The sequence below is a fragment of the Bartonella sp. AA126HLJHH genome (genome assembly GCF_042197425.1).
GTDB lineage: Bacteria > Pseudomonadota > Alphaproteobacteria > Rhizobiales > Rhizobiaceae > Bartonella.
The window spans coordinates 149,310-172,769 of the sequence record NZ_JBHIRU010000002.1; the positions used below are offsets into that span (position 1 = coordinate 149,310).

Annotated in this window: 21 protein-coding genes; 14 read left to right on the plus strand and 7 right to left on the minus strand. The window is 38.0% G+C overall.

Annotated elements, in window-relative coordinates; translation table 11 throughout:
• Nucleotides 1-421: 421 nt before the first annotated feature.
• The 5 genes from ACFIQC_RS01855 to ACFIQC_RS01875 form a co-directional block, all read right to left on the minus strand.
• Nucleotides 422-1,255: a heme ABC transporter ATP-binding protein gene (locus ACFIQC_RS01855; RefSeq protein WP_375706666.1), complete on the minus strand. Its 834-nt coding sequence runs from the start codon at nt 1,253-1,255 to the stop codon at nt 422-424.
• A complete protein-coding gene (locus tag ACFIQC_RS01860) occupies nt 1,252-2,349 on the minus strand; it encodes a FecCD family ABC transporter permease (protein ID WP_375612958.1) in 1,098 nt (365 codons plus the stop codon). Before ACFIQC_RS01860 ends, ACFIQC_RS01855 begins: the two co-directional genes overlap by 4 nt.
• Nucleotides 2,350-2,354: 5 nt before the next feature.
• The gene (locus tag ACFIQC_RS01865) at nt 2,355-3,257 is read right to left on the minus strand and encodes a hemin ABC transporter substrate-binding protein (protein WP_375620711.1); all 903 of its coding nucleotides are present in this window, start codon (nt 3,255-3,257) and stop codon (nt 2,355-2,357) included.
• A gap of 18 nt (nt 3,258-3,275) precedes the next feature.
• Nucleotides 3,276-4,319 carry a hemin-degrading factor gene (locus ACFIQC_RS01870; protein ID WP_375620712.1) on the minus strand — a complete coding sequence of 348 codons (1,044 nt, stop codon included), beginning with the start codon at nt 4,317-4,319 and terminating at the stop codon, nt 3,276-3,278.
• 263 nt (nt 4,320-4,582) lie between these two features.
• Nucleotides 4,583-6,760: a TonB-dependent hemoglobin/transferrin/lactoferrin family receptor gene (locus ACFIQC_RS01875; RefSeq protein WP_375620713.1), complete on the minus strand. Its 2,178-nt coding sequence runs from the start codon at nt 6,758-6,760 to the stop codon at nt 4,583-4,585.
• 242 nt (nt 6,761-7,002) lie between these two features.
• On the opposite strand from ACFIQC_RS01875, the gene ACFIQC_RS01880 reads away from it, so the two are divergent.
• Nucleotides 7,003-7,773 (plus strand): energy transducer TonB, encoded by a 771-nt coding sequence (locus tag ACFIQC_RS01880; protein ID WP_375706689.1) that lies wholly within the window; start codon nt 7,003-7,005, stop codon nt 7,771-7,773.
• 1,009 nt (nt 7,774-8,782) lie between these two features.
• Here the strand turns inward: ACFIQC_RS01880 and ACFIQC_RS01885 are convergent.
• Entirely contained in the window at nt 8,783-10,873 is a 2,091-nt protein-coding gene (locus ACFIQC_RS01885; RefSeq protein ID WP_375620714.1) for a lytic transglycosylase domain-containing protein, read from the minus strand.
• A gap of 251 nt (nt 10,874-11,124) precedes the next feature.
• Here ACFIQC_RS01885 and dapA point away from each other — a divergent pair, with 251 nt between their 5' ends.
• Both dapA and smpB read left to right on the plus strand, forming a co-directional pair.
• Complete coding sequence (dapA, locus tag ACFIQC_RS01890) at nt 11,125-12,009, plus strand: 4-hydroxy-tetrahydrodipicolinate synthase (RefSeq protein WP_375629370.1); 885 nt, start codon at nt 11,125-11,127, stop codon at nt 12,007-12,009.
• 18 nt (nt 12,010-12,027) lie between these two features.
• Nucleotides 12,028-12,504, plus strand: coding sequence for an SsrA-binding protein SmpB (gene smpB, locus ACFIQC_RS01895; protein WP_012231306.1), 477 nt, complete (start codon nt 12,028-12,030; stop codon nt 12,502-12,504).
• Nucleotides 12,505-12,552: 48 nt separating this feature from the next.
• On the opposite strand, the gene ACFIQC_RS01900 is transcribed toward smpB, so the two are convergent.
• A complete protein-coding gene (locus ACFIQC_RS01900; protein ID WP_375620809.1) occupies nt 12,553-13,221 on the minus strand; it encodes a uracil-DNA glycosylase in 669 nt (222 codons plus the stop codon).
• Nucleotides 13,222-13,788: 567 nt separating this feature from the next.
• On the opposite strand from ACFIQC_RS01900, the gene rpoZ reads away from it, so the two are divergent.
• The 11 genes from rpoZ to panB all read left to right on the plus strand — a co-directional run bounded on the left by rpoZ (nt 13,789) and on the right by panB (nt 23,212).
• Complete coding sequence (gene rpoZ / locus ACFIQC_RS01905; RefSeq protein WP_273791104.1) at nt 13,789-14,187, plus strand: DNA-directed RNA polymerase subunit omega; 399 nt, start codon at nt 13,789-13,791, stop codon at nt 14,185-14,187.
• Between the two features lie 128 nt (nt 14,188-14,315).
• Nucleotides 14,316-16,541, plus strand: coding sequence for a RelA/SpoT family protein (locus ACFIQC_RS01910; RefSeq protein WP_375620716.1), 2,226 nt, complete (start codon nt 14,316-14,318; stop codon nt 16,539-16,541).
• A 16-nt stretch (nt 16,542-16,557) separates the two neighbouring features.
• Entirely contained in the window at nt 16,558-17,136 is a 579-nt protein-coding gene (gene pyrE, locus ACFIQC_RS01915; RefSeq protein WP_375620810.1) for an orotate phosphoribosyltransferase, read from the plus strand.
• 93 nt (nt 17,137-17,229) lie between these two features.
• Complete coding sequence (locus ACFIQC_RS01920; RefSeq protein WP_375610146.1) at nt 17,230-17,838, plus strand: DUF2062 domain-containing protein; 609 nt, start codon at nt 17,230-17,232, stop codon at nt 17,836-17,838.
• Between the two features lie 26 nt (nt 17,839-17,864).
• Entirely contained in the window at nt 17,865-18,266 is a 402-nt protein-coding gene (gene acpS, locus ACFIQC_RS01925; RefSeq protein ID WP_375620717.1) for a holo-ACP synthase, read from the plus strand.
• 79 nt (nt 18,267-18,345) lie between these two features.
• Entirely contained in the window at nt 18,346-19,158 is an 813-nt protein-coding gene (gene lepB, locus ACFIQC_RS01930; protein WP_375620718.1) for a signal peptidase I, read from the plus strand.
• The gene (gene rnc / locus ACFIQC_RS01935; protein WP_375612949.1) at nt 19,139-19,846 is read left to right on the plus strand and encodes a ribonuclease III; all 708 of its coding nucleotides are present in this window, start codon (nt 19,139-19,141) and stop codon (nt 19,844-19,846) included. Before lepB ends, rnc begins: the two co-directional genes overlap by 20 nt.
• Nucleotides 19,839-20,744 carry a GTPase Era gene (gene era / locus ACFIQC_RS01940; protein ID WP_375620719.1) on the plus strand — a complete coding sequence of 302 codons (906 nt, stop codon included), beginning with the start codon at nt 19,839-19,841 and terminating at the stop codon, nt 20,742-20,744. The genes rnc and era overlap by 8 nt, the downstream gene beginning before the upstream one ends.
• Before the next feature lie 25 nt (nt 20,745-20,769).
• Entirely contained in the window at nt 20,770-21,516 is a 747-nt protein-coding gene (gene recO / locus ACFIQC_RS01945; protein ID WP_375620720.1) for a DNA repair protein RecO, read from the plus strand.
• A 23-nt stretch (nt 21,517-21,539) separates the two neighbouring features.
• Nucleotides 21,540-22,400, plus strand: a complete 861-nt coding sequence (gene panC, locus ACFIQC_RS01950; protein WP_375620721.1) for a pantoate--beta-alanine ligase — start codon at nt 21,540-21,542, stop codon at nt 22,398-22,400.
• Entirely contained in the window at nt 22,397-23,212 is an 816-nt protein-coding gene (gene panB, locus ACFIQC_RS01955) for a 3-methyl-2-oxobutanoate hydroxymethyltransferase (protein ID WP_375620722.1), read from the plus strand. Before panC ends, panB begins: the two co-directional genes overlap by 4 nt.
• Nucleotides 23,213-23,460: the final 248 nt, after the last annotated feature.

Genomic DNA, 23,460 nt, shown 5'->3' on the forward strand with positions numbered 1-23,460 from the left:
TAAAGTATATGTATTATAAAGAAAACATTACCATTAAAGTTACAAATAAATCTTTTATGCAGGGGAGAAAGGTACTTGATTTCTATATGGTCCTTAGAAGATATAATAATACACCCGTTATTATAACAAAGGCATTTATACGCATTTCTTGAATCATTTTTATAAAGATAAAAGTGATAGAAAGAGTGGGAAAACGCATGTTTATGTTGTATAAATTTGTATGATATAACAGTTTGATAGCAAATAAAATTTCACATGTTTTTAGTTACGTAAAATCTTAAAAGATTTTAAACTGGTATTTTTTTCCAAAAATATCTTTAGGGTAATTGGTCTTCTTTTTTAATGACAGATGACAAAAAGGAGTTCATATGAAAATAAAAAAGATTCTTGAATATTTGCGTGTTTTATTTTGCTACGGACTTTAGTTTTTAGATTGAAGCCGATAGCCTAGAGATCTAATTTCATAGGAGGATGTCGTTTGAGGGAGTATAAAAGGGATATCTTCTTTAGGTAATTCAGAAACGTTTAAAGAACAATGATAAACATTGCGGAGATTTTGTGTTGTCAACACATTAGTTGCATTTCCTTCGCAATAAATCTCACCTTCCTTGAGCAAGATCATGTTATCTGCATAATGTGCCGCGAGATTGAGGTCATGAAGAACAGCAAGAACGCCGCCACCAGAATGAGCAAATTGTTTAGCAATATCCATAACGATGATTTGATGTTGAATATCGAGGCTAGCAATAGGTTCATCTAATATCATCCAGCGAGGAATCCCATTATGAACAGGTTTCCAGACTTGGCAAAGTACACGGGCAAGTTGTACTCTAGCTTGTTCTCCACCTGATAATTGGTGATAATACAGGTTGCCATAATCAGAAAGGTCAACGCACTCTAAAGCTTTCTGGATAAGATTTTGCAATTCGGCTTTGGCAATGCTAAATTGGTTTACAGAAAGGCCAAGCCCTACAACTTCACGGACTAAGAATGGAAATACGAGCGTTGTTGATTGTGGTAGTACAGCGCGCATTTTTGCCATTACATGAGTTTTTGTTTGGCATACATTATAACCATTTAAGGTTATTTTTCCACTGTAAGGAATTTCACCACTCAGAGCTTTGATAAAAGTACTTTTTCCTGATCCATTAGGACCAATAATAATGGTAAAAGCACCACTTTTAGCTTGAAGATTAATGTGTTTAAGAATCTGCTTCTTTCCGCGCTGAACACAAATATTTGTCGCTTCAATCATGAAAAGTCTGTTCCTCGTTTGCATATAAGGATCCATAGAAAGAAAGGTGCACCAAAAAGTGCTGTTACAATCCCAATCGGCAATTCTGCGGGGGCAACAATTAAGCGTGCAAACATATCAGCAAAAATAAGTAATGCTGCTCCCAAGAGAGCAGAGCAAGGAATGAGATAGCGATGATCAGGACCTATGAGTTGACGTAAAATATGAGGAACAATAATACCAATAAAACCAATACCACCACTGACAGCAACAGCACTACCGCACATAAGAGCAACAAGGGGAATAGCAATGTTTTTGACGCGTTGAATATGGAAACCAATATGGCCAGCAACAGCTTCTCCAAGAGCAAGGGCATTAAGTGCTCGTGATAAAAAGGGAGAGAAAAGAAGACCAATAACGATAAAAGGGAGAACGAGCCATACTTTCAACCACGTAGCGCCCGCAAGAGAGCCCAGACTCCAAAAAGTGATATCACGCAGTTGTTGGTCATTTGCGACAAAAATCAATGTTCCGACAACTGCACTGCTTAATGCACCAAGAGCAATACCAGCAAGCAGCATGGTTGCAATAGAGGTAAAGCTGTTATGCGTTGCTATTATGTAGAGAATAATCGTTGATAAAAGTCCACCAAAAAAAGCACCTATGATAACTTTATAAGGCTCTAGAAAAGGTGCAAAAGAAACAGGAAAAGCAATGCCGACAACAATTGCTAAGACTGCTCCAAGTCCAGCACCTGCTGATACACCTACAATTCCGGGATCTGCAAGAGGATTACGAAAAAGCCCTTGCATAAGAACACCGGAGACAGCTAAGGCTGCTCCAATCAATAATCCCAAGATAACACGGGGAAGCCTTATGTCGATGAGCACGAGGTAATCACGCGTTTTACTACTTACCGAAAAATCTTGTGTAAGTATCACATGGAGGAGATCAACGAAAGAAACCTTTGCTGCACCATTCAAGAGCCCACCAAAAATACTGAAAATAAGGAATATTATTAAGCTTAATAATAAAATTTTTCCCTGCTTTGAACGGTTTATTTTTTTACCTTCTTTTTCTTTAGGTAAATGCATCCTGGATGTACCGTCTACCATTTTTATCAGCTCTTACCGTTTTGATGTGCACCATAAAGTATCTCAATAAGCTCTCTTGATGCGTCTGCAGTACGTGGACCAAATCCCAAAAAATACATAGCATCCATCTGTTTTATGGCATGATTTTTCGCTGCAGTTGTTGCTTGAACTGCCGGTATGGCTAAAATCTTATCAATGCTGGTTGATCTTGCACCATGTTTTATAAGCAAAATAACATCAGGATCTGATTTCAATAATGCTTCGCCGTTGAGAAGTTTATATCCTTTATAATCGGTGATAGCATTGATAGCGCCTGAAAGTTTGATCATACTATCAGCTGCAGTACCTGTCCCAGATGCCATGACGCGTCCATTTTGCACAGAGAAAACAAAAAGAACACGCTTTGGTGTTGTTACTTTCGCCAAAAGCGCATCGTTGTCTAAAAAATTACGCTTCAATTTCTCAATTAACGCCGCGGCTTGCACTTCCCGATGAATGGCTTGACCAACGAGGCGAATCTTTTCTATCACATTTTCACGGGAGTAGTCTTCTGGTATGATCACCAGAGGTATTGATGTTTTTTTGAGAATATCAATTGTTGAAGCGGGACCACTTCCTTCAACAAGCAATATACCCTCTGGAGCAAGCGATAAAACCCCCTCAGGTGAAAGAGCACGCATATATCCAAGCACAGGAAGCTTGAGCGCTTCTTGTGGGTAGACGCTTGTACTATCACGGGCGACAAGTTGATCTTGGGCTCCCAATGCATAGACAATTTCTGTAAGTGCTCCGCCGATAGAAACAATTCGAGCATTTTCAGGAAAACGCGTTGCAGGTTCAGCAATTACTTGTTTAGAAAAACAAGTAAGAGAGAGCAGTAAACACGTAAGAAAAAGGTTTGATAACCTATGTAAAAGAGATATGAACATGTCTAACCTTATCTTATCTTAGTTACTGCTGTTTTCTTGGCATGATGGCAAACTATTCAATAAAGAACGCCAATCTTCACGTTCTTTTTGACCCTCCTTGCGTACGCCAAAAAATTGAATAACCATCTCATCATCTTTATCGAAAACTTCAAGTGAACTGACATAACCATCACGGGTAGGTTTGCGAACATGCCATACTCTAGCAATCCCAGACGTGAGTAAATGAAGGTCAAATCTTGGATCAAGAACATTAAGCCAAGGTCCCATTTGCTTAATATTTTTTACAGTCCCACTAAAAATTTGAATACACCCTTTATTCCCAACAAAACACATGATTGGCAGTTCTTGTTGTGCGACTTGGTTAAGCATCATTTCAACAGCATTTACCTGTAATTCATCGGCAAATTCATTACCAACATATTTTACAGCATGATGTCGATTAATTTTAAATTCGGAAATAATTTTGTGAAGTTGGTGTACATCTGTCATTTTCCGCCAACGATCCCGAAAACTCTCAATATCCAATTCTGTTATGTCACATTGGGCTGGGAGAGAAACGGGAAGAATGTTAAGAACAGGAGACTGATCTTCAAGAAGGAGCTTTTCAACAAGTTTATTCCACTCTTCCATATTTGTCATATCTTTAGAATAGACCTTTAAAATAGCAACGCCATGTTGATCAAAGAATTGCAGACTTTTTGTAGGTTTTCCAAGAATAACGACATCATATTCAAAACCGAACTTCCATTGTTTTGTAAAAATACGCAAATCAATTTCACCAAGTGTGATAGGAATATGTTCGTTTTGAACAATTTTTTCAAAGCGTCCCGTTATTTCGTGAACAGCATATTCATTGCGAGTTAAGACCATGACGGTTCCAAGTCGAGGTGCATTTTCCAAGAGAGTAGCAACATCAGTTTGTAGCCTTTTTGCTTTTCCAATGGTACAATAAGCCGCAATAAGCTCCGCTTCAGATATACCAATCGAAACCGCAAAATCGCGGTTTCGCATTTCTTTTTTTTCTTCACGCAAACGAAGAATCATTTCAGCTGTATGTGCCATGAATTTACCTTATGTTACTTAACTCAAAAACTAACTTTCAAATTTTACAATTCCAAGGCAATAAATTAAATTCTTTTAAGAGTTCAATCTATCACAAAATAACACTCTATCGTCAACAGCTGAGCAATCAAAAAACGATAAAACAGAAAGAATTAAAACTTTTCTACCAAATCTTTGTAATTTTAAAGATGTTGAAAATAGAAACACAATAATTAATCCTTTTATCAATACGATTTTATTGACCGAATAATTAACAGAAGTGACTAAAACTTTTGTACAAACGACACCTTAAAGTTACGACCAGGCTGGCTATAATAATCTTTTGGTGTTGAACTTTTACCTGAAGGAAGTTCAGATACATTCCAATATTTTGTATTGAAAAGATTATAAACACCGGCTCTTAGAATAGGTCCCGTTTCACCGAATGGTTTCCACCACCCTGTCATATCAACGACATGATATCCTGGAATTTTTTGGTAATCAGATTCTCCGGCTACTTTGTCACGTTTAGCTGCCAAAGTAAGGATAATATCGCTTCCCCAAACTTCTTTTGCATATCCTAATCCGATAACTGCTTTCAAAGGAGGAATTGAGTTAAGATACTCCTTTTTATCAAGATCTTTTCCTTGTGAATAAGCAAGAGCAACATTGCTATGAAAACCATTTTTAAGAACTAAATGAGCTTTTGTCTCAACACCAAAAATTTGCACGTGAAAACGATTCATGTAATGCCGACGCGCAAATCTAAATTCCTCTGATGGCCCTCTATCCTCAGTATCTATGAAATTCTTATATTGATTGAAAAAGGCATTGAAGGAACCACCGAAATTTACATTTCCATACCGTAGACCAACATCATACCCATTGCTTGTTTCTGGTTGAAGATCAGGATTCCCTTTCACGTAATAAGCAGAAGGTTTGATATAAGAGACGTAAAGTTCTGAAATACGTGGTGCACGAAAAGCCTGTGCCCACTGAGCATAGAGCGTTACTTGATTACGAACATCCCACTCCACGCGTAATTTAGGAGAAAAGCGTGAACCACTTCTTTCTGGAGGGAATTTATCAGAAATCAGTGCTTTCTCATAAGAAGGTGTTTTCTGAGGAACATATTTGTACCAATCATACCGGATTCCCGGTGTTACACGAAAACGATCATCAACCAACCCAATTTCATCTTCAAAAACAAAACCTAAATTGTAACCATTTGTGTCTGGTGAATCTGATCGATTAGCAGGAACAAAAAGACATCCCCGAGCGTATTCTTTTATATGACAATTGTCTTTACCTAACAAATAGTGATGAAATTTAGATGACGAAACATTCATTACAAACTTTAACGTATGGTTTATAGTGCCAAAATCCACTTTTTTAAGGGCATCAGCATTGAAACCATAATTGATATTACGCAAGAAATTATCTCTCAAATAATCCCCTTTGGGAGCTGAAACACGAACGCCTGTCATAACGTAACGACTTGATTGCCTTTGCCAATAAAGCTGCCCATTAAACGCATCAAGAACTGCATCACCATTACCATTATAATTATAAGAAAGAGAAAAGCGCTCACGAAGTTTATTATCCTGCTCATAAACGGAACCTGGAGCGTATCTTTTAGACGAATTTAATTCATGTGTGTTACTATTATGACCAAAACGCTCTGCGGTAAAACCAAGGCGGTGATTATCACTCAAATATTGATGAATTTTAAAAAGCAAGTTATTTTTATCAAAGTGAGAAGGGTTTTTGCGCGTGCGTTCCTCATACCCTTCTACTGTTCCCATATTTTTGCGCTCATGACCTTCTACATAAGATCCTTGAAAAAGTAAAAATGTCCGGTAATTACGCACAGCAAAAGCTTGATCGATGCGCCAGCTGTTATCAACAGAATTATAACCACCTTTTATAAGGCTTCCCCAATTCTTTTCTTCCACGATCAGGTCTTCAGGATCAAGGGTACGCAACGCAATGATTCCCCCTAAGGCGCCAGAACCATAAAGACTAGAATCTGATCCTTGAATAGTATCAAACGTAGAAAGAGCATTGAAATCAAAAGTCGTGTTTCCACCTCCACCACGGAATATATCATTAAACCATGGAAGAGAAATACCATCCATTGTCGTAAGAACACGGTTTGCATCTAAACCCCGAATAACGAAACTGTTATTTTCTGAGTTATAGGATACGGAAGGATTAAGACGACTCACATCATAAACATCAGTTATTTGTCTTTCATCAATATTCTTGTTGGTCTTACGATCAGTCAGAATGGTTATTGAATTTGAAGCATCTTCTATTTTTTTTCCTTTAATAAGGATTGGTTTGAGTTCAGTGACAGCACTTCCATCTTTATTTTGTGCAAAAACAAATGAAGGTATACAGACCGATAATGCACTTAAAATTACACAGCTTTTATAGATATTTTTTCGTCTTATTTGCATAACACATCATAACCCTTTTAAACATCCCCTCTCTGTTTTGAAATTTTTTAATACAAAAAGGCTGGACTCACTGATTAAAACTTGCCAGCCAAGTAGGAATGATTTTGACAACGGCACAAAATCATTAGAAGACCATATTAAACATGACAAAATCAGTCAAGAAAAAAGTTGCAATTTCAAAATAGCCTGTTTTAATGAGATTGAACACCAATATTAAGCTTAAAATAGTGGCAGAAGAAACGATGATTTTTGCAAATACGAAACAATTATTAACTCTTTGGATTGGTGCATTTATTGGGGCTTTCTTTTTGCATGTATTATTGGCAGCACAGTTTTATTTTCAAAGTACTGGTGTAAGTAATGGTTTGCTCTCGTCGGAGATTATGCTGACTTTTATGCAAGAAACTGTATATCCGGATGTTGATACAGACTTGCCAGATATTCATAGAGAGTCGGATATTAATACAGAGCAAGAAGTATTACAGTCTGATCTCCTAGAGCAGGAGTCAGAAGGATTGGAATCCGTGGATGAAGTTCAATCGGAAGAACCTCAGCATATAGTAGAACAAGATGACTTAAAGCCTTTGGAAGAACCCCTACCTCAAAAAGTGGAGCATAAAGCGTTTATCAAAAAAACAATACCGATGCCAAAGGCTGTAGTAAAGCGCTCCAATGCAAAGGCGGTACGTTCTTCTTCTATCAACAAGGGTGGCGGTACAGCAGGGCTTGAAGATATGTTGTTAATGGAGTGGTTAGCAAAGGTACAGTCACAATTAGAAAGGCAAAAAAATTATATTGTGGGACAGCGCACCAATCGTACAAAAGGAACGGTGAAGTTAGAATTTATGGTGCATGAGCAGGGGAGTATTTTTTCTAGTCGTGTAGCAGTCTCTGCTGGTGACCCGGAACTTGATCGATTAGCGATGGCAGCCCTTCGACGCGTTGGTTCTTTTCCACCACCACCACCATCAAAAGTGAATAAAACAATTAGAGTATCCCTAATATTTAGCTGATTTTTTATGCGGGGCGCTTTTCTTATAATATATTGATTTATAATGACTATTTATAATTTTAATGAAAGTTCAAATACAATTTATTCGAATTTTTTTGATGTTGAATCAATCAAAACCATCCGCTTACGTATGATACAAGTTGAGGAGGAGCATGGATAAAAAACTTCTAAGAAGCAGTGAATATACTTCTTATGAGTGCTCTAAATGAAAGGGCTTTTGCATCATTGGGAGTTAAGGGATGATAGAGCTATAGCTTTTATTAATTAAAGGTCTAATCGATTTTTATACCATTCGTGAGAGGATTTTCGTAAGTACTTTTCAGATACACCGTTGTGAAATGGACTTAGAAACATTAAAATAAAACAATAATATAAATAAGAAAAACATACTATTTGGGGATACTCTGTTTTGTGTGAAGGATGTGAGCTTATATGTAAAAATAAGAAAAAAAGCAAAGCTTCATCATTAAAAGATATTGACATATTTAAAAGTCGTAGAACCGAATGAAAAGGGAAGGGGCAGAAGAGAATTGTTTGTCTTTAAGGCTTTCTAACTCAATGAGTCTGTCTTTCTGTTATCAGAGATAATCCAAACGATATATATAATAACGTACTCTTATTTGTTATAGAAATGTTATAAGCAGGAAAAAATAGTCTTAAAAGATGCTGTTTCACAAGATTTGAATATTGACTAATAAGCAACAGTAAAAGGATGAGCTATTTGTTTCACTCTTCTCTATATATTTGTAATCTCTATGATATTGTCGTCTATGTTGAGAAGAAATGAATTATTTGTACTACCTGTTGATTTATAATGATAATTCATCATTTTGTATTTAAAATAAAAGACCCAAATAGCGTAGGGTTTCCTCATTTCGAATTTATTAATACTGAATCAATTAAAATTACTTTCTTATACGTCCTAAGAAAGTGGGTATGGTACTATTTAAAAAGGAATAAAAACACTTCTTATCAACGCTTTCAAATGCTATTTGGGAAGTTAAGGCATATTATTTCCGTCGACCAGAAAGCAAGTCGGTTTTTATATCTATTTTCCCAGTGAGTCTTGCTTTGTAGACACCATAATTTTCCATGACACGCATCACGTAATTACGTGTTTCTGTATAAGGAATACGTTCAATCCAATCAATGACGTTATCGAGAGATTGACCTCGAGGATCGCCATAACGTTTTATCCATTCATTGACTCGACGGGGACCCGCATTATAGCCAATAAGAGTTAGTATATAGGATCCATTAAAACGTTCTAATTGTTCATTGAGAAAATGAGCACCTAATGTTGCATTATAATGAGCATCACTGCTAAATTTTTTAGGAGACCATGCGATTGAGTATTTTTTTGCCAGTGCTTTTGCTGTTGTAGGAAGCAATTGGAGTATACCTTGTGCACCTGCTTTTGATATGGCTGTTGGATTAAATTCGCTTTCTTGGCGTGCAATGGCATAGATAAGCGATTTTTCTTCTACAGAAATATTAGCAGAAGCTGGTATAGCTCCCAGAGGATGAGAGAGTGCACCGACATTTTTCCCCTGAAAAACAGCCATTTTTCCAATTTTGAGGCTGGTATAATAGTCTCCATTTTTTTCTGCCATAACAGCCAGAAGAGCTAATTCACCGGGGCTTTCTATTTTTTTTCCGAGCTCTCTATAAAAAATTTTAGCAAAATCAGCATAGCCGGCTGCTTCAAGACGTTGAATTGCTTTGATCGCTTTTCGTGCACTAAAATGTTGTCGCTCAGCGGTTGTTGGTTTGGGAAAGAAAACTTTAAGCTTTTTTTGGTTGAGTCGTGCAGCGGCTAATTGACCATAGTAAGTTGCACCAAAATGAGCTGCGCGATGAAAGTATTGCTGGGCATTTTGATGTTCTTTTAGCGCTTCTGCTGTTCGTCCCATCCAGTAATATCCACGTGATGCATAAAAAGGTAAAGAAGAGAGTTGAGGAATACGTGAAAAATGCTGCATTGCTAATTTAGGGTTATGAAGAAACCGTAGTGCATACCATCCTGCATGAAACTCAGCATCGATGGCTAATGCAGATGTTATACCAGTGTGCATTGCAACGAGTTGATAAGCAATTTTTGGTTTGTTTAAATCGAGCATTTCACGAGAAAGGGCGCGTTGTTCTTTCCACAATGAATGAGGGTTCATAAGGCGAAATGCATCTTTTGATGTTTTCATCATGAGTGCTGCGGCCGCATCATATTGCTCTGTTCGTCGAAGATGGCGTATTCGAGCAAACTGAAAAAGAGGATCTTTTTGCCATGATCTCTCTACAGCTTTTAATTTTTGTGTAGCTCTAGGATCATTTTTTTCAACGGCCACAAAAGCATTAAAAAGAGATTGAGCATGGGCTAATTTTGCAACGCGTGCTGCTGAATCAAAACGATGTGCATACAGCATAAACTGCATGCGTTTCAAATGATCAATAGGTTTTAATGTAGCGCTTGCATTTTTAAGAACAAATACTTCTTCTTTTGCATTAAGCTGTGTTTTATGCCACCATGGCGCAATAACGTGTTGAGCACGAGTGGTTTGTCCCGTTGCGATAAGTGCTTTAGCGAAAAGAGCCATCCCTTGTGCTGTTTGGGGCGGGTGATGAGAAAATTTTTGGATGATTGCGCGTGTGACGTTGGTTTCGTTAAGAAAAGCACGTTCAGCATTGCGTTGCATCGTTTCTATACCTGGCCATCCTTTTAGCATGTTGATTGCATTAAATATTTCAGAACTGGATATATTAGCTTGGTTTGACACCCCCAGCGCCCATGTCAAAATATGACGATCAAGGCTATGTTTTTCCATTGAATTACGAAGATTTATTGTTTTTGCAATATTGTTGTTTGCTAGTGCATCTAGCCCAGTTTTCAGTTGCTGAAGTGTAGCAGTATTGTGTGATGTTGTGTGTGTCTGTTGAAGAGATTCTTGAGCTTCTTTTGCGGTAAAGGGAGTAGGGCGAACCAAAGGGATTGGTACTTTCCCTTGCAAAAGGGGTGTTTGCGCGTATGCACTTGAAAATAAAATTCTTATTGCCAGTATAAGTGCAGTAAAGGTTGATACGAAAAGAGAGGTGGAAAATACACGCATAGAGAAAAGACCTTGAGACCTTGCTTTTTGTAAAAACTTAAGGATTTATAGAACACAAGCATGAAAAACGCGTTAATATAGACGGCTTATTTTAAAGAAATGTTCAACATTTAAGGAGGGACATTTTCATCTTATGGGGGCTTTTTTTGAAATTCATCTTGCTTCAATGATAGAGCAAGATTATGCTCTATTTAAAATTTATAAAAGGCGATTATTAAAAAAATAAAAGCAAACATTATAGGGAGTTTGTCATGCTCAAGGGAGCTATAACTGCGCTTATCACACCGTTTGATAACAAGGGCGCAATTGATGAGAAGGCGTTTTGTGATTTTGTTGAATGGCAGATCACACAAGGGATTAACGGTGTAAGCCCTGTTGGGACAACAGGTGAATCAGCAACGTTAAGTCATGAAGAACATAAGCGGATTATAGAATTGTGTGTTGAGCAGGTTGCAAAGCGTGTTCCTGTTGTTGCTGGAGCGGGATCAAATAGCACAAGCGAGGCTGTAGAGCTTGCACAATACGCGCAAAAAGCTGGCGCAGATGCAGTTTTGGTTGTCACTCCCTATTATAATAGACCAAATCAATCTGGCTTATATAAGCATTTTTCTTCCATTGCCAAAGCTGTTTCTATTCCGATTATAATTTATAATATTCCTGGTCGTTCTATTATCGATATGGCTGTAGAAACGATGAAAGACCTTTATCAAGATTTTAACAATATCATTGGTGTTAAGGATGCAACGAGCAGAATTGAGCGCGTTAGTGAACAAAGTGAAAAGTGTGGAAAAGATTTTGTGCAGCTTTCCGGTGATGATTGTACGGCGTTAGGTTTTAATGCACATGGAGGTATGGGGTGTATTTCAGTTTCCTCCAATGTTGCTCCAAAGCTTTGTGCTGAACTTCAAGCCTCTTGTTTTCGTGGTGATTATAAAACAGCACGAGAATTAAATGATCGCTTGATGCCTCTTAATCGTGCTGTGTTTATTGAACCTAGTCCAGCAGGTATTAAATATGCTGCTGCAAAATTAGGATTTTGTGGTGATACTGTGCGTTCTCCTATTGTTCCATTAACAGAAAGAACAAAGAAGATTATTGATGCAGCCCTCAGTCATGCTGGTCTTTTAAAAGCATAAAATGATATTGACAAAGCCATGAATAAAAAAAAGAACGCGCCCGTACGGAAAATAATTGCTGACAATCGTAAAGCACGTTTTAATTTTGAAATCCTTAATAATCTTGAGGCTGGTCTTGTCCTTCAGGGAGCGGAAGTGAAGTCCTTACGTTCTAATCATGCCAATATTGCTGAAAGCTATGCGAGTTTTGAGAATGGGGAATTGTGGTTAGTAAACAGCTATATTCCTGAATATACGCAGGCTAATCGTTTTAATCATGAACCACGACGTTTGCGCAAATTATTACTTTCAAAACGTGAGATGGCACGTTTTTTTAATGCAACGTCTCGTGAAGGAATGACACTTGTTCCTCTCAAACTTTATTTTAATGAACGAGGGCGCGTTAAGTTGGAGATCGCTCTAGCGCGGGGGAAAAAGCTTCATGATAAGCGCGAAACGGAAAAAAAACGTGATTGGGGACGTGAGAAAGCAAGACTTTTAAAAAGGTATGGCTAATGGATGCGATCTAGATATTCTTTATTCATAGCGCTGTTTAAAACAGTTTTAGCATTGATCTAAGTATGTTTTTGCTGCTTGAAAGATTTGATGAAACATGGCGTCTGTCAAACGTCCAGTATTTGTATTATAACGAGAACAGTGATAGCTCGAAAAGATGCGTAATCTGCCGATGTTATTGATTTCGCCGTGTCCAAAAGGGTGAGCTAAAACTTTTGCATTAAGGGCACGTATCGTTGAATGGTGCGCAATGGTGCCTAAGGTAATAACGGCTTTAAGTTTGGGAAGATTTGTTAAAAGAGGTGAGAAGAAATAGCGGCACGTGTTAATTTCTGCACCGGTGGGTTTATTTTCTGGTGGAACACAACGAACAGAGTTAACAATTGCTGCATCAATAAGTTCAAGAGTATCGTCTGCTCTTTCTTCAAAGGTTCCTTGGGCAAAACCAAACTTTTTTAAAGTTGAATAAAGTAAGTGCCCAGCATAATCACCAGTAAATGGACGTCCAGTTCGATTTGCTCCGCGTAATCCAGGAGCAAGCCCAACAATAAGAAGGCGTGTTGTATCTGGCCCTTTATAAGGAAAGAATGGGCGCACCGGTGCGTTATACCAACTTGGTTCTTTTACACGCCAGCCAGCGATAAATTGATGAAGCCTCGGACATAAATTGCAATTTTGGGGTGGTTCTGGGCACAGTGATGTTAATTGGCTATTCATGGTGTTAGGCATCAATCGTTTTTCTATTTTGTGAGTCTTTATATAGCGTATATGACGGGTTATGTTTTGATAAACAATCTATAATGAATATAAATAAACTTTTTTAGAAGAAAGTTTAATATAAACTTATTGCTCATTATTGTGTAAAGAGAGGTCATCTTTCAGTAATTTATTCGATGAATAAGAGTGCGATACACATGATGTTCAAAGAAAAAAGTTTTCTCTTTAGATAAAGATATTATCATAAAAAGTATGTATAAGACTGCTGTTATTGCAAAGGGTTTAAACAGCAGGTATTCCTTTTAAAAGGATAAGGACTCCAGACAAGTCTTTTGTCAAGAAAGACCTCCCTTTGTTTGAAGTCAATCTATTGGAATGCTTTTAAAAGAAATTTTGATAACGAGCATGAATAGGTTATACATTTTTAAATTTTCCAAGAATTTTTTTAAATAAGTTCTTTAATCAAAAAATATAAAAGTTTGTGTTGTTTTTCTTGTGTTTTATTTTGATTATTGTATATACTCCTTTATCCGCTATTAAATTTTTTTATTTGAGAAAGAGGCATAAATGGCCCGCGTAACGGTAGAAGATTGTATTGATAAAGTTGACAACCGCTTTGAATTGGTACTTTTAGCAGGTCATCGGGCGCGTCAGATTTCACAAGGAGCGCAGATTACGGTTGATCGTGATAATGATAAAAATCCAGTTGTTGCTTTGCGTGAAATAGCAGAAGAAACATTGTCGCCTGCTGATTTAAAGGAAGACCTTATTCATTCGTTGCAAAAGCATGTGGAAGTAGATGAGCCAGAAATGGCAAGTGAATTTATTACCCATTCAGGTGAAGCTGAAAGTGTTTTTAATACGTCGTCGCAAGAAGAAGGTACTTCATTTGATCATATGTCAGAAGAAGAGCTTTTAGCGGGTATTGAAGGTTTGGTTGTTCCAGAAAAAAGTGACGATTATTAATTGCAGCAATTTATGTTACAGGAGTAAAGATACCTTGTCATGTAAGGAGCAATTATTTTTCTTGTCTTTTATTGATAGGACATGTTCAATAAAGATTAGAGGTGTGAAAAGATAAAGGATATGCTCGTATGATGCGTCAGTGTGAGCTTGTTGGACGTGTTCAACGTTACAAGTCTGACGTAGATGAGGCTCTTTTAAACAGGGCCTATGATTATGCAATGAAAAAGCATGCACATCAAAAGCGTGCATCAGGTGATCTTTATTTTTCTCATCCTTTAGAAGTTGCTGCTATTTTGACAGATATGCGGTTGGACGAGGCAACGATTGCTGTTGCTCTTTTGCATGATACAATTGAAGATACAAGCGCTACACGAGCAGAAATTGATCAGCTTTTTGGTTCTGAAATTGGGAAGTTGGTTGAAGGGCTTACAAAGCTTAATAAGCTTGATCTTGTATCAAAGAAAGCCGTACAAGCAGAAAATCTTCGTAAACTTCTTATTGCTATTTCTGATGATGTTCGTGTTCTTTTAGTCAAACTTGCTGATCGTCTTCATAATATGCGTACCCTTGGTGTTATGCGTGATGATAAACGTCGGCGAATTGCTGAAGAGACGATGGATATCTATGCGCCACTTGCAGGTCGTATGGGTATGCAGGATATGCGTGAGGAATTAGAGGATCTCTCTTTCTTTTATTTAAATCCAGAAGGTTATCGTACGATTACCAATCGACTTTCTGAATTATTGAAACACAACCGTGATTTGCTTTCCACAATTGAAAATGAATTGACAAAACTTTTTTTGGAAAATGGCATTAAAGCAGATGTTAAAAGCCGTCAGAAAAAATCTTATTCAGTTTTTCGCAAAATGGAAAGTAAAGCATTATCTTTTGAACAATTATCGGATATTTTTGGATTTCGTGTGATTGTTGAGTCTGTGAATGATTGTTATCGTGCTCTTGGTGTCATTCATACGACATGGCCAATGGTTCCTGGTCGTTTCAAAGATTATATCTCTATACCAAAGCAAAATGATTATCGTTCTATTCATACAACAATTGTTGGCCCTTCAAGACAACGTGTTGAGTTGCAAATTAGAACGGCTGCTATGGATGAAGTTGCTGAATATGGGGTTGCTGCTCATTCCATCTATAAAGAGCATGGTTCCAATTATTCGACTGTGAAGTTATCAAGTGAAACGAATGCCTATGCATGGTTGCGTCAAACGATACAATCTTTGTCTGATGGAGATAATCCAGAAGAGTTTTTAGAACATACAAAACTTGAGCTTTTTCAAGACCAAGTTTTTTGTTTTACGCCGAAAGGTCGATTAATTGCTTTTCCTAAAGGAGCTACGCCTATTGATTTTGCTTATGCCGTCCATACAGACATCGGTGATTCTTGTGTGGGTGTAAAAATCAATGGTCGTATTATGCCTTTAATGACCAAATTAAAAAATGGTGATGAGGTTGATATTATTCGCTCACACGCTCAAATTCCGCCAGCAGCATGGGAATTTCTTGTTGTCACGGGTAAAGCACGTTCAGCTATTCGACGAGCAAGTCGTGCAGCGGTACGTAAACAATATTCGGGTTTAGGATATCGTATTCTCGAGCGTTCATTTGAATATATGGGAAAGCAATTTTCAAAAGACCTTTTGAAGAAAGTTTTGCCACGTTTAGCACGTAAAGATGTAGAGGATGTATTGGCTGCTGTTGGGCGTGGAGAGCTGTTTTCCGCTGATGTGATTAAAGCGGTTTATCCTGATTATCAAGATCACCGTGTGGTACAAAAGTCATCTTTTAGGCCTGGGGAAGAAGGTTGGTTTAATATTGAAAATGCTCAAGGTATGATTTTTAAAGTTCCAGAAAATGAGAAGAATGCAAAGGTCGAGAATCATCAATCTAAAGCATTGCCTATTAGAGGAACCCGTGGAGATATACCCGTACGTTTTTCACCGGAAGGAGCAGTACCTGGAGATCGGATTGTTGGTATTATGCAGCCAGGAGCTGGGATCGTTATTTATCCAATACAGTCTTCAGCTTTGATGGCGTATGATGATCAGCCAGAACGATGGATTGATGTCCGCTGGGATATTGATGCCCAAATGAATGAACGTTTTCCTGCACGGATGGATATTTTAGTTGTAAATAGTCCAGGTTCTCTGGCTGAAATTACACAAATAATTTCTGCTAACGATGCCAATATCCAAAATTTATCTTTTATCCGTACAGCACCAGATTTTACAGAAATTATGATTGATTTGGAAGTGTGGGATTTAAAACATTTGAATCGTATTTTTTCTCAGTTAAAAAAGGCAGGTTCAGTAAGTACAGTACGGCGGGTTCATGGATAAAAAGAAAGATTTTGCAATGAAGACACAAGATGTCATTGATATTTTTAAACAAGCAGATGCTATTCTAGAAGGGCATTTTATTTTAACATCGGGGCGCCATAGTGCGACTTATATGCAAAAAGCGAAAGTATTCATGCATGCTGACTTGACGGAAAAGTTATGTCGTGGATTGGCTGAAAAAATCAAAAAATCTATCGAGGGAAAAATTGACTATGTTGTTGGTCCCGCAATTGGCGGTCTTATTCCTTCCTATGAAACTTCACGTCACCTTGGTGTTCCTTCTCTTTGGGTAGAGCGTGTAAATGGCATCTTTGAATTGCGTCGTTTTGAAATCAAGAAGGGTGCACGGATTGTTATTGTTGAAGATATTGTAACAACGGGTCTTTCCATTCGTGAGACTGTTGAAGCGCTTGTTGCAGCAGGAGCAGAGGTATTGGCTAGTGCATGTATCCTTGATCGTTCTGGTGGTAAGGTCAATGTTGGAGTTCCATTGATTGCGCTTGCTGAATACGAGATAACCTCTTATGCTAGTGATGCACTTCCTGCAGAGCTTTCTGTTCTTCCCGCGATTAAACCAGGCAGTCGAAATATTTAATTGTCGTTATATTTTTTTTGTGCAAAAGCTTAAAAAGATTAATTTGGATGATATAGATTATTTCATCATCAAAAGATGTATATTGAGAGTCATATGCTTTTTCGTCGTCGAGAACCAATAGATTTTGTAACGCGTATTCGACTTTGGTTATGGCCACGTCGTTCATTTTCTCGCTCATTTTGCTACATACATAAACGTATTTTGCGTATATCAGCAACACCGCATGAAGTAGCATTAGGGGTTGCTGTTGGCGTTTTTTTAGCTTGTTCACCTTTCTTTGGGCTGCATATTATTTTGGCAATATTTTTTTCTTGGCTTTTGCGTGCAAACTTTGCTGCCGCAATCATTGGGACAATTTTTTCTAATCCACTCACATTTTTATTGATTGTCATGGCTGATTATAAAGTAGGGTATTTTTGTTTATCACTTTTTAGCGATGTCAAAGAGATTTCTCTTTCGCAAATTCGTGCTCTATTTAATGGTTTGACATTGTCAAATCTCTCTCTCCTCTTTAAAGGCGCATGGGACACAATTATGAGTCCTATGATTTTAGGGGGAACTCTTTTAGGTATTGTTTTTGGTGGTTTATCTTATATAGGTGTTTACAGAGCAACGGTTCGTTTTAAACAAAAGCGATACCAAAAGATTATAAAAAAAAGGCGTTTAAAGAAGCGCTCATCGCCTGTATTAAAACAGAAATAAATTTAAGAAAGATCGGGTAATATCTTATGATTATTGGTCTTGGAAATGATCTGGTTGATATACGACGTATTGAGAAAATGTTGGTTCGTTATGGTGAGCATTTTATCGAACGTATTTTTACGGATATTGAAAGAAATAGATCTGAAAATCTCAAAAAAAGCTCCTCTTCTTATGCAAAAAGATTTGCTGCTAAAGAAGCATGTGCTAAAGCCTTAGGAACGGGAATCGCTTGTGGTATCAATTGGAAAGACATGGGGGTAGTTAATTTGCCGTCTGGTAAACCAATAATGCAATTAACAAATCGTGCGCAAATACAACTTCAAAAGTTATTACCTCCTCATCATGATGCAGTTATTCATCTTAGTATAACAGATGATTTTCCTTGGGCGCAGGCATTTATTATTATCGAAGCACTTCCACGTGGATAGATGGCATGAGAGATTGTGCTTTTGTTATTTGAATATTATGATGAAAAAAATTATATCTGTGATGAGAAGGCAGTTGGTGATGATCCAAAAAGATAAAGTGCATAAAAAAGAAAAAAAAGGTGGGCTTCGTGAATTTATTTCTGTTTTAATACAGGCTTTGCTTTTAGCAGCGTTTATTCGGACACTTTTTTTCCAGCCGTTTAGTATTCCTTCCGGTTCAATGCGTCCTACTTTGTTGGTGGGAGATTATCTGTTTGTTTCTAAGTATGCATATGGGTATTCTCGTTTTTCCATCCCCTTTTCTCCTCCTCTTTTTTCTGGACGGATTTGGGCATCTCAACCTCAACGTGGAGATGTGGTCGTTTTTCGCTTACCAAGTAATCCGAAGATTGATTATATAAAACGCGTTGTTGGGCTACCAGGTGATCGTATACAAGTCCGTCAAAGTGTCCTTTATATTAATGATGAGGCTGTTTCACGTCACTTTATGGGGGAGATTGATAATTCTGATATAACAGAGGTTAACTATCCTGTTGAGGTTTATCGCGAGACAATGCCTAACGGTGTCAGTTATGATACACTTGATTTAGCTTTCATCCCGAAAGTTGATGATACAGAAGTCTTTGAAGTTCCTCAAGGACATTACTTTATGATGGGAGATAACCGCGACAATTCAGATGATAGTCGTTTAGATGTAGGCTATGTTCCAGAAGAAAATCTTATTGGTCGCGCGAGCGTGATTTTCTTTTCTATCAGTAATGGTTCAAGTGCTTGGCAGATTTGGCGCTGGCCATTTGATGTGCGTTGGAAACGTTTGTTTTCTTTCATAAATACGGTTCATGATTTGCCGCTTATCAAGCAAGGAAGCAACGATGAAACGTCTCATGATTGATCAGCTTTTCAAGCTGACGGGGCATCGTTTTAAAGATGAAGAGAGGTTAAAGAAGGCATTAACACACTCGAGTGTACAAGATTCGGAACAGGGGAATTATGAACGACTAGAGTTTCTAGGGGATCGGGTTTTAGGGCTTTTGATTGCAGAGATGCTGTATCAACTTTTTCCTCAGGCAAGTGAAGGTGAATTATCAGTTCGTTTAAATCATCTGGTCAATGCACAGACATGTGCTGATATTGCGCGTGAAATGAGGCTTCCTGATATGATCCGTGTTGGTTTTGAGATGAAAAATTTTGAGGGACGTCGACTTATCAACATGCATGCAGATGTCGTGGAAGCTTTGATTGCAGTAATATATCTCGATGGAGGATTGGAAAGCGTTCGCCCTTTTATTCAAAAATATTGGCAAAGTCGGGCAAAGAAAATGGATGCTGGTCGACGTGATGCCAAGACAGAATTACAGGAATGGGCGCATATCCAAGGCAATGCACAACCACATTATCAGGTTATAAAACGTTCAGGTCCAGATCACGATCCTGTTTTTATGGTAGAGGTCAGTATTTCTGGGTTTGCTTCAGAGATTGGGCAGGGAAGCTCCAAAAGATATGCTGAAAGAATGGCAGCTGAAAAAATTTTGCGACGAGAGGGTGTATGGAAAACAGTAGGAAAAAATGATCATGAGTGACGTTATGAAAACGCGTTCTGGGTTTGTTGTGCTTATTGGGATGCCTAATGCCGGTAAATCGACATTGGTTAATCAATTGGTTGGAACAAAGGTTTCAATTGTAACACATAAGGTACAAACAACACGAACTTTAATCCGCGGTATTGTCATTCATGATGATGTGCAAATTGTGTTGGTCGATACACCGGGTGTTTTTCGTCCCCATAAGCGCTTAGAACGAGCCATGGTCTCTGCTGCTTGGGGAGGGGCTAAGAGCGCTGATGTTCTACTCGTTTTAATTGACGCTCAAAGTGGTCTTTCGGATGAAGTTGATATGATGTTAGATATTGTAAACAATATGAAACAAGAAAAAGTTCTTGTTCTTAATAAGGTTGATACAGTTGTTAAATCATCTCTTCTAGCGTTAACCACTAAAATAAATGAACGTGTAAAGTTTGCGCAAACATTTATGATTTCTGCTCTAAACGGTTCTGGTTGCAAGGATTTACTTCATGCGTTGAGTAACATGATGCAGGAAGGGCCATGGTATTATCCGGAAGATCAAATTTCTGATATGCCTATGCGTCATCTTGCTGCTGAAGTTACGCGTGAAAAACTTTTTCTTCGTCTTCATGATGAACTTCCTTATTCCTCAACGGTTGAAACAGAAAACTGGGAAGAGCGTTCAGATGGTTCCGTTAAAATTAATCAAGTTATTTATGTCGAGCGTGAGAGTCAGAAAAAAATTGTCTTAGGAGCAAAAGGCGATACAATTAAAGCGATTGGTCAAGCAGCACGTAAAGAACTCATGGAAATTATGGATCAAAAGGTTCATCTTTTTCTCTTTGTGAAAGTGCGCGATAATTGGGATACTGATCCAGAACGTTATCGCGAAATGGGATTGGATTTTTTAAAATAAGATTTTTAAAAATAATTAAAGTAAAATGAAGTGGAAAGAACAAGCCGTTATTCTTGGTACACGCCAATATGGTGAAACAAGTGTTATTCTTGAGATTATGACACGTGAACATGGTCGTTATATGGGAGTGGTAAAAGGGGGGCGGTCGCGTCGTATGGCAGCTCTTCTTCAACCTGGAAATTTTGTGGAGGCTGAATGGTGGGCTCGTTTAGACGAACATTTGGGACTTTTTCGGCTTGAAGCTCTTGATTTACATGCGGCACGATTAATCTGTCTACCAGAAGCACTTTATGCTTTGCAATTGATAGCTTTTCATTTGCGGCTTCTTCCCGAACGTGATCCGCACCCCATTTTATATGATATTTTACACCTTTTTATGCAGAATTTTGATGAACCATTTGTAAATGCAGAATTGCTTGTACGTTTTGAAATGCTGCTTCTTGAAGAACTTGGTTTTGGTCTTGATTTATCTTGTTGTGCTGCAACAGGTCGTCAGGAAAGGCTTCATTACGTATCACCAAAATCTGGTCGGGCTGTCTGTGAAGAAGCAGGAGAACCTTGGAAAAAAAAGCTTCTCATTCTACCACAGTTTCTTGTACAAAGAACGACTCGTCCTGCTGATTTTAGTGATATAATAAATGGTTTTATACTGACGGGTTTTTTTCTTATGCGTCATGTCTGGGAGCCACGAGATATAAAGCAGCCGTCAGTGCGCATGAATTTGATACAATTGTTTGAGCGCCAATTTGGTGTACAGGCATTAATTTGTTGATCTGATGATAATTGAATGGGAAAATGAGAATTTTAAAGACAATTGCTGAAGTTCGCCAATATACTTCAGAGGAACGACGTTTAGGTTTTTCGATTGGTTTTGTTCCAACAATGGGGGCATTGCATGATGGTCATCTTGCATTAGTACAGTATGCAAGAGCAATGTGTGATCGCGTAGTGGTTTCTATTTTTGTCAATCCAAAGCAATTTGGACCTCATGAAGATTTTTCTCAATATCCAAGAGATTTGAAAGGCGATTGTGCTTTGTTAAAAGAAGCAGGTGTTGAATGTGTTTTTGCTCCTTCTGTCGATGAAATGTGGCCACTAGGAAATGATACAATTGTGCAAGTGAAAAAATTATCACGTATTTTGATGGGAAAATTACGTCCGGGGCACTTTTGTGGTGTAACAAGCGTTGTTGCTAAACTTTTTAACATTGTCCAAGCAGATAAGGCTTTTTTTGGGGAAAAAGATTTTCAACAAATTTTAATTATTCGGCGTATGGTTGAAGATTTGGCTTTTCCTATTGAAATCGTTGGAGTTCCTATTCTACGGGAGTCAGATGGTGTAGCTTGTTCTTCACGCAATCAGCTTTTAACATTAGAAGATCGTAAAGCTGCCAAAATTATTCCTGAAAGTGGAAAAGCTGCTGAAAAGCTTTATCATGAAGGTGAACGGTCGGTTGATAAATTATGCAAAACTGTTCGTGATATTTTACAACAAGAAACGCGTGCAATCATTGAAGCGATAGATTTACGGGATATGGAAACTTTATGCGTGGTTAAAGGAACATTGAATAAACCGGCGGTTTTACTCCTTACTGTCCGCTTTGGTGAGGTAAGGCTGATTGATCAATATATATTGCAAGAGAAGGGTGGAAAATGAGTGTACATAAAACCGTAAAGCGTATAACATCTTCCGAAATACGTGCACGAAAGGGACAACAGCCAATTGTTTCTTTAACAGCTTATCAAGCTTATACTGCGCGGATTGCTGATCCATATTGCGATATCCTTTTGGTTGGTGATAGCGTTGGGATGGTTGTGTATGGGTTTGAGACAACGCTTCCTGTTAATTTAGATATGATGATTTTACACGGGAAAGCCGTGGTGCGTGGATCTCAAAAAGCTCTTGTTGTTATTGATATGCCTTTTGGATCTTATGAGGAAAGTCCAGAACAAGCTTTTTTAAATGCATCGCGCATTCTTGCACAAACGGGGTGTGGTGCAGTTAAGCTTGAAGGTGGCGTTTATATAGCCCAAACAATAGATTTTTTGTGTAAACGTGGCATTCCAGTGATGGGGCACATTGGTCTTACACCCCAAGCAATGAATCGTTTTGGTGGTTTTAAAACACAAGGACGCAAGGAGAATGATTGGCAAAGAATTGAAGCAGATGGAGCAGCGATTGAAGAGGCAGGTGCTTTTGCTGTTGTTTTAGAAGCAATGGTTGAACCTTTAGCGGTGAAACTGACAGATAAGCTTTCTATCCCTACGATCGGTATAGGGGCGTCCAATCAATGTGATGGGCAAGTATTGGTTATGGAAGATATGTTGGGCTATGGTTCTCATGTGCCAAAATTTGTACGCCGTTATGGAGACCTTGAACAAGCGATGGAAACTGCAATAAAGAATTATGCAGAGGATGTCACATCTCGCGCTTTCCCAGCGGATAATGAAGTTTATAAACTAAAATAAACTTCAGTTTAAGATGAAAGGTTTGACAAGAGAACATTTTTTATTTTGATAATGAATGTGCATTATTTAATATATTTTGTATGCAATTTGAACTGTGCTTTTTTAAAGAAAGCTTTCTTAAGGTACCCAACCTATTTCGCGACGGCGTTCGTGAATAGTATAGTGGTAAGTCCCTTATAAAGTTTATAAAATTTATAGAGTACTCCCGTCTTTACGCTTCATAAGAGAGCAAGCCGGCATCATCACAC

Excerpts from the sequence above, each read along its gene's own strand:
- ACFIQC_RS01855 (WP_375706666.1), bottom strand. The coding sequence starts at position 1,255 with ATGATTGAAGCGACAAATATTTGTGTTCAGCGCGGAAAGAAGCAGATT.
- ACFIQC_RS01860 (WP_375612958.1), bottom strand. The coding sequence starts at position 2,349 with ATGGTAGACGGTACATCCAGGATGCATTTACCTAAAGAAAAAGAAGGT.
- ACFIQC_RS01865 (WP_375620711.1), bottom strand. The coding sequence starts at position 3,257 with ATGTTCATATCTCTTTTACATAGGTTATCAAACCTTTTTCTTACGTGT.
- ACFIQC_RS01870 (WP_375620712.1), bottom strand. The coding sequence starts at position 4,319 with ATGGCACATACAGCTGAAATGATTCTTCGTTTGCGTGAAGAAAAAAAA.
- ACFIQC_RS01875 (WP_375620713.1), bottom strand. The coding sequence starts at position 6,760 with ATGCAAATAAGACGAAAAAATATCTATAAAAGCTGTGTAATTTTAAGT.
- ACFIQC_RS01880 (WP_375706689.1), top strand. The coding sequence starts at position 7,003 with ATGATTTTTGCAAATACGAAACAATTATTAACTCTTTGGATTGGTGCA.
- ACFIQC_RS01885 (WP_375620714.1), bottom strand. The coding sequence starts at position 10,873 with ATGCGTGTATTTTCCACCTCTCTTTTCGTATCAACCTTTACTGCACTT.
- dapA (WP_375629370.1), top strand. The coding sequence starts at position 11,125 with ATGCTCAAGGGAGCTATAACTGCGCTTATCACACCGTTTGATAACAAG.
- smpB (WP_012231306.1), top strand. The coding sequence starts at position 12,028 with ATGAATAAAAAAAAGAACGCGCCCGTACGGAAAATAATTGCTGACAAT.
- ACFIQC_RS01900 (WP_375620809.1), bottom strand. The coding sequence starts at position 13,221 with ATGAATAGCCAATTAACATCACTGTGCCCAGAACCACCCCAAAATTGC.
- rpoZ (WP_273791104.1), top strand. The coding sequence starts at position 13,789 with ATGGCCCGCGTAACGGTAGAAGATTGTATTGATAAAGTTGACAACCGC.
- ACFIQC_RS01910 (WP_375620716.1), top strand. The coding sequence starts at position 14,316 with ATGATGCGTCAGTGTGAGCTTGTTGGACGTGTTCAACGTTACAAGTCT.
- pyrE (WP_375620810.1), top strand. The coding sequence starts at position 16,558 with ATGAAGACACAAGATGTCATTGATATTTTTAAACAAGCAGATGCTATT.
- ACFIQC_RS01920 (WP_375610146.1), top strand. The coding sequence starts at position 17,230 with ATGCTTTTTCGTCGTCGAGAACCAATAGATTTTGTAACGCGTATTCGA.
- acpS (WP_375620717.1), top strand. The coding sequence starts at position 17,865 with ATGATTATTGGTCTTGGAAATGATCTGGTTGATATACGACGTATTGAG.
- lepB (WP_375620718.1), top strand. The coding sequence starts at position 18,346 with ATGATCCAAAAAGATAAAGTGCATAAAAAAGAAAAAAAAGGTGGGCTT.
- rnc (WP_375612949.1), top strand. The coding sequence starts at position 19,139 with ATGAAACGTCTCATGATTGATCAGCTTTTCAAGCTGACGGGGCATCGT.
- era (WP_375620719.1), top strand. The coding sequence starts at position 19,839 with ATGAGTGACGTTATGAAAACGCGTTCTGGGTTTGTTGTGCTTATTGGG.
- recO (WP_375620720.1), top strand. The coding sequence starts at position 20,770 with ATGAAGTGGAAAGAACAAGCCGTTATTCTTGGTACACGCCAATATGGT.
- panC (WP_375620721.1), top strand. The coding sequence starts at position 21,540 with ATGAGAATTTTAAAGACAATTGCTGAAGTTCGCCAATATACTTCAGAG.
- panB (WP_375620722.1), top strand. The coding sequence starts at position 22,397 with ATGAGTGTACATAAAACCGTAAAGCGTATAACATCTTCCGAAATACGT.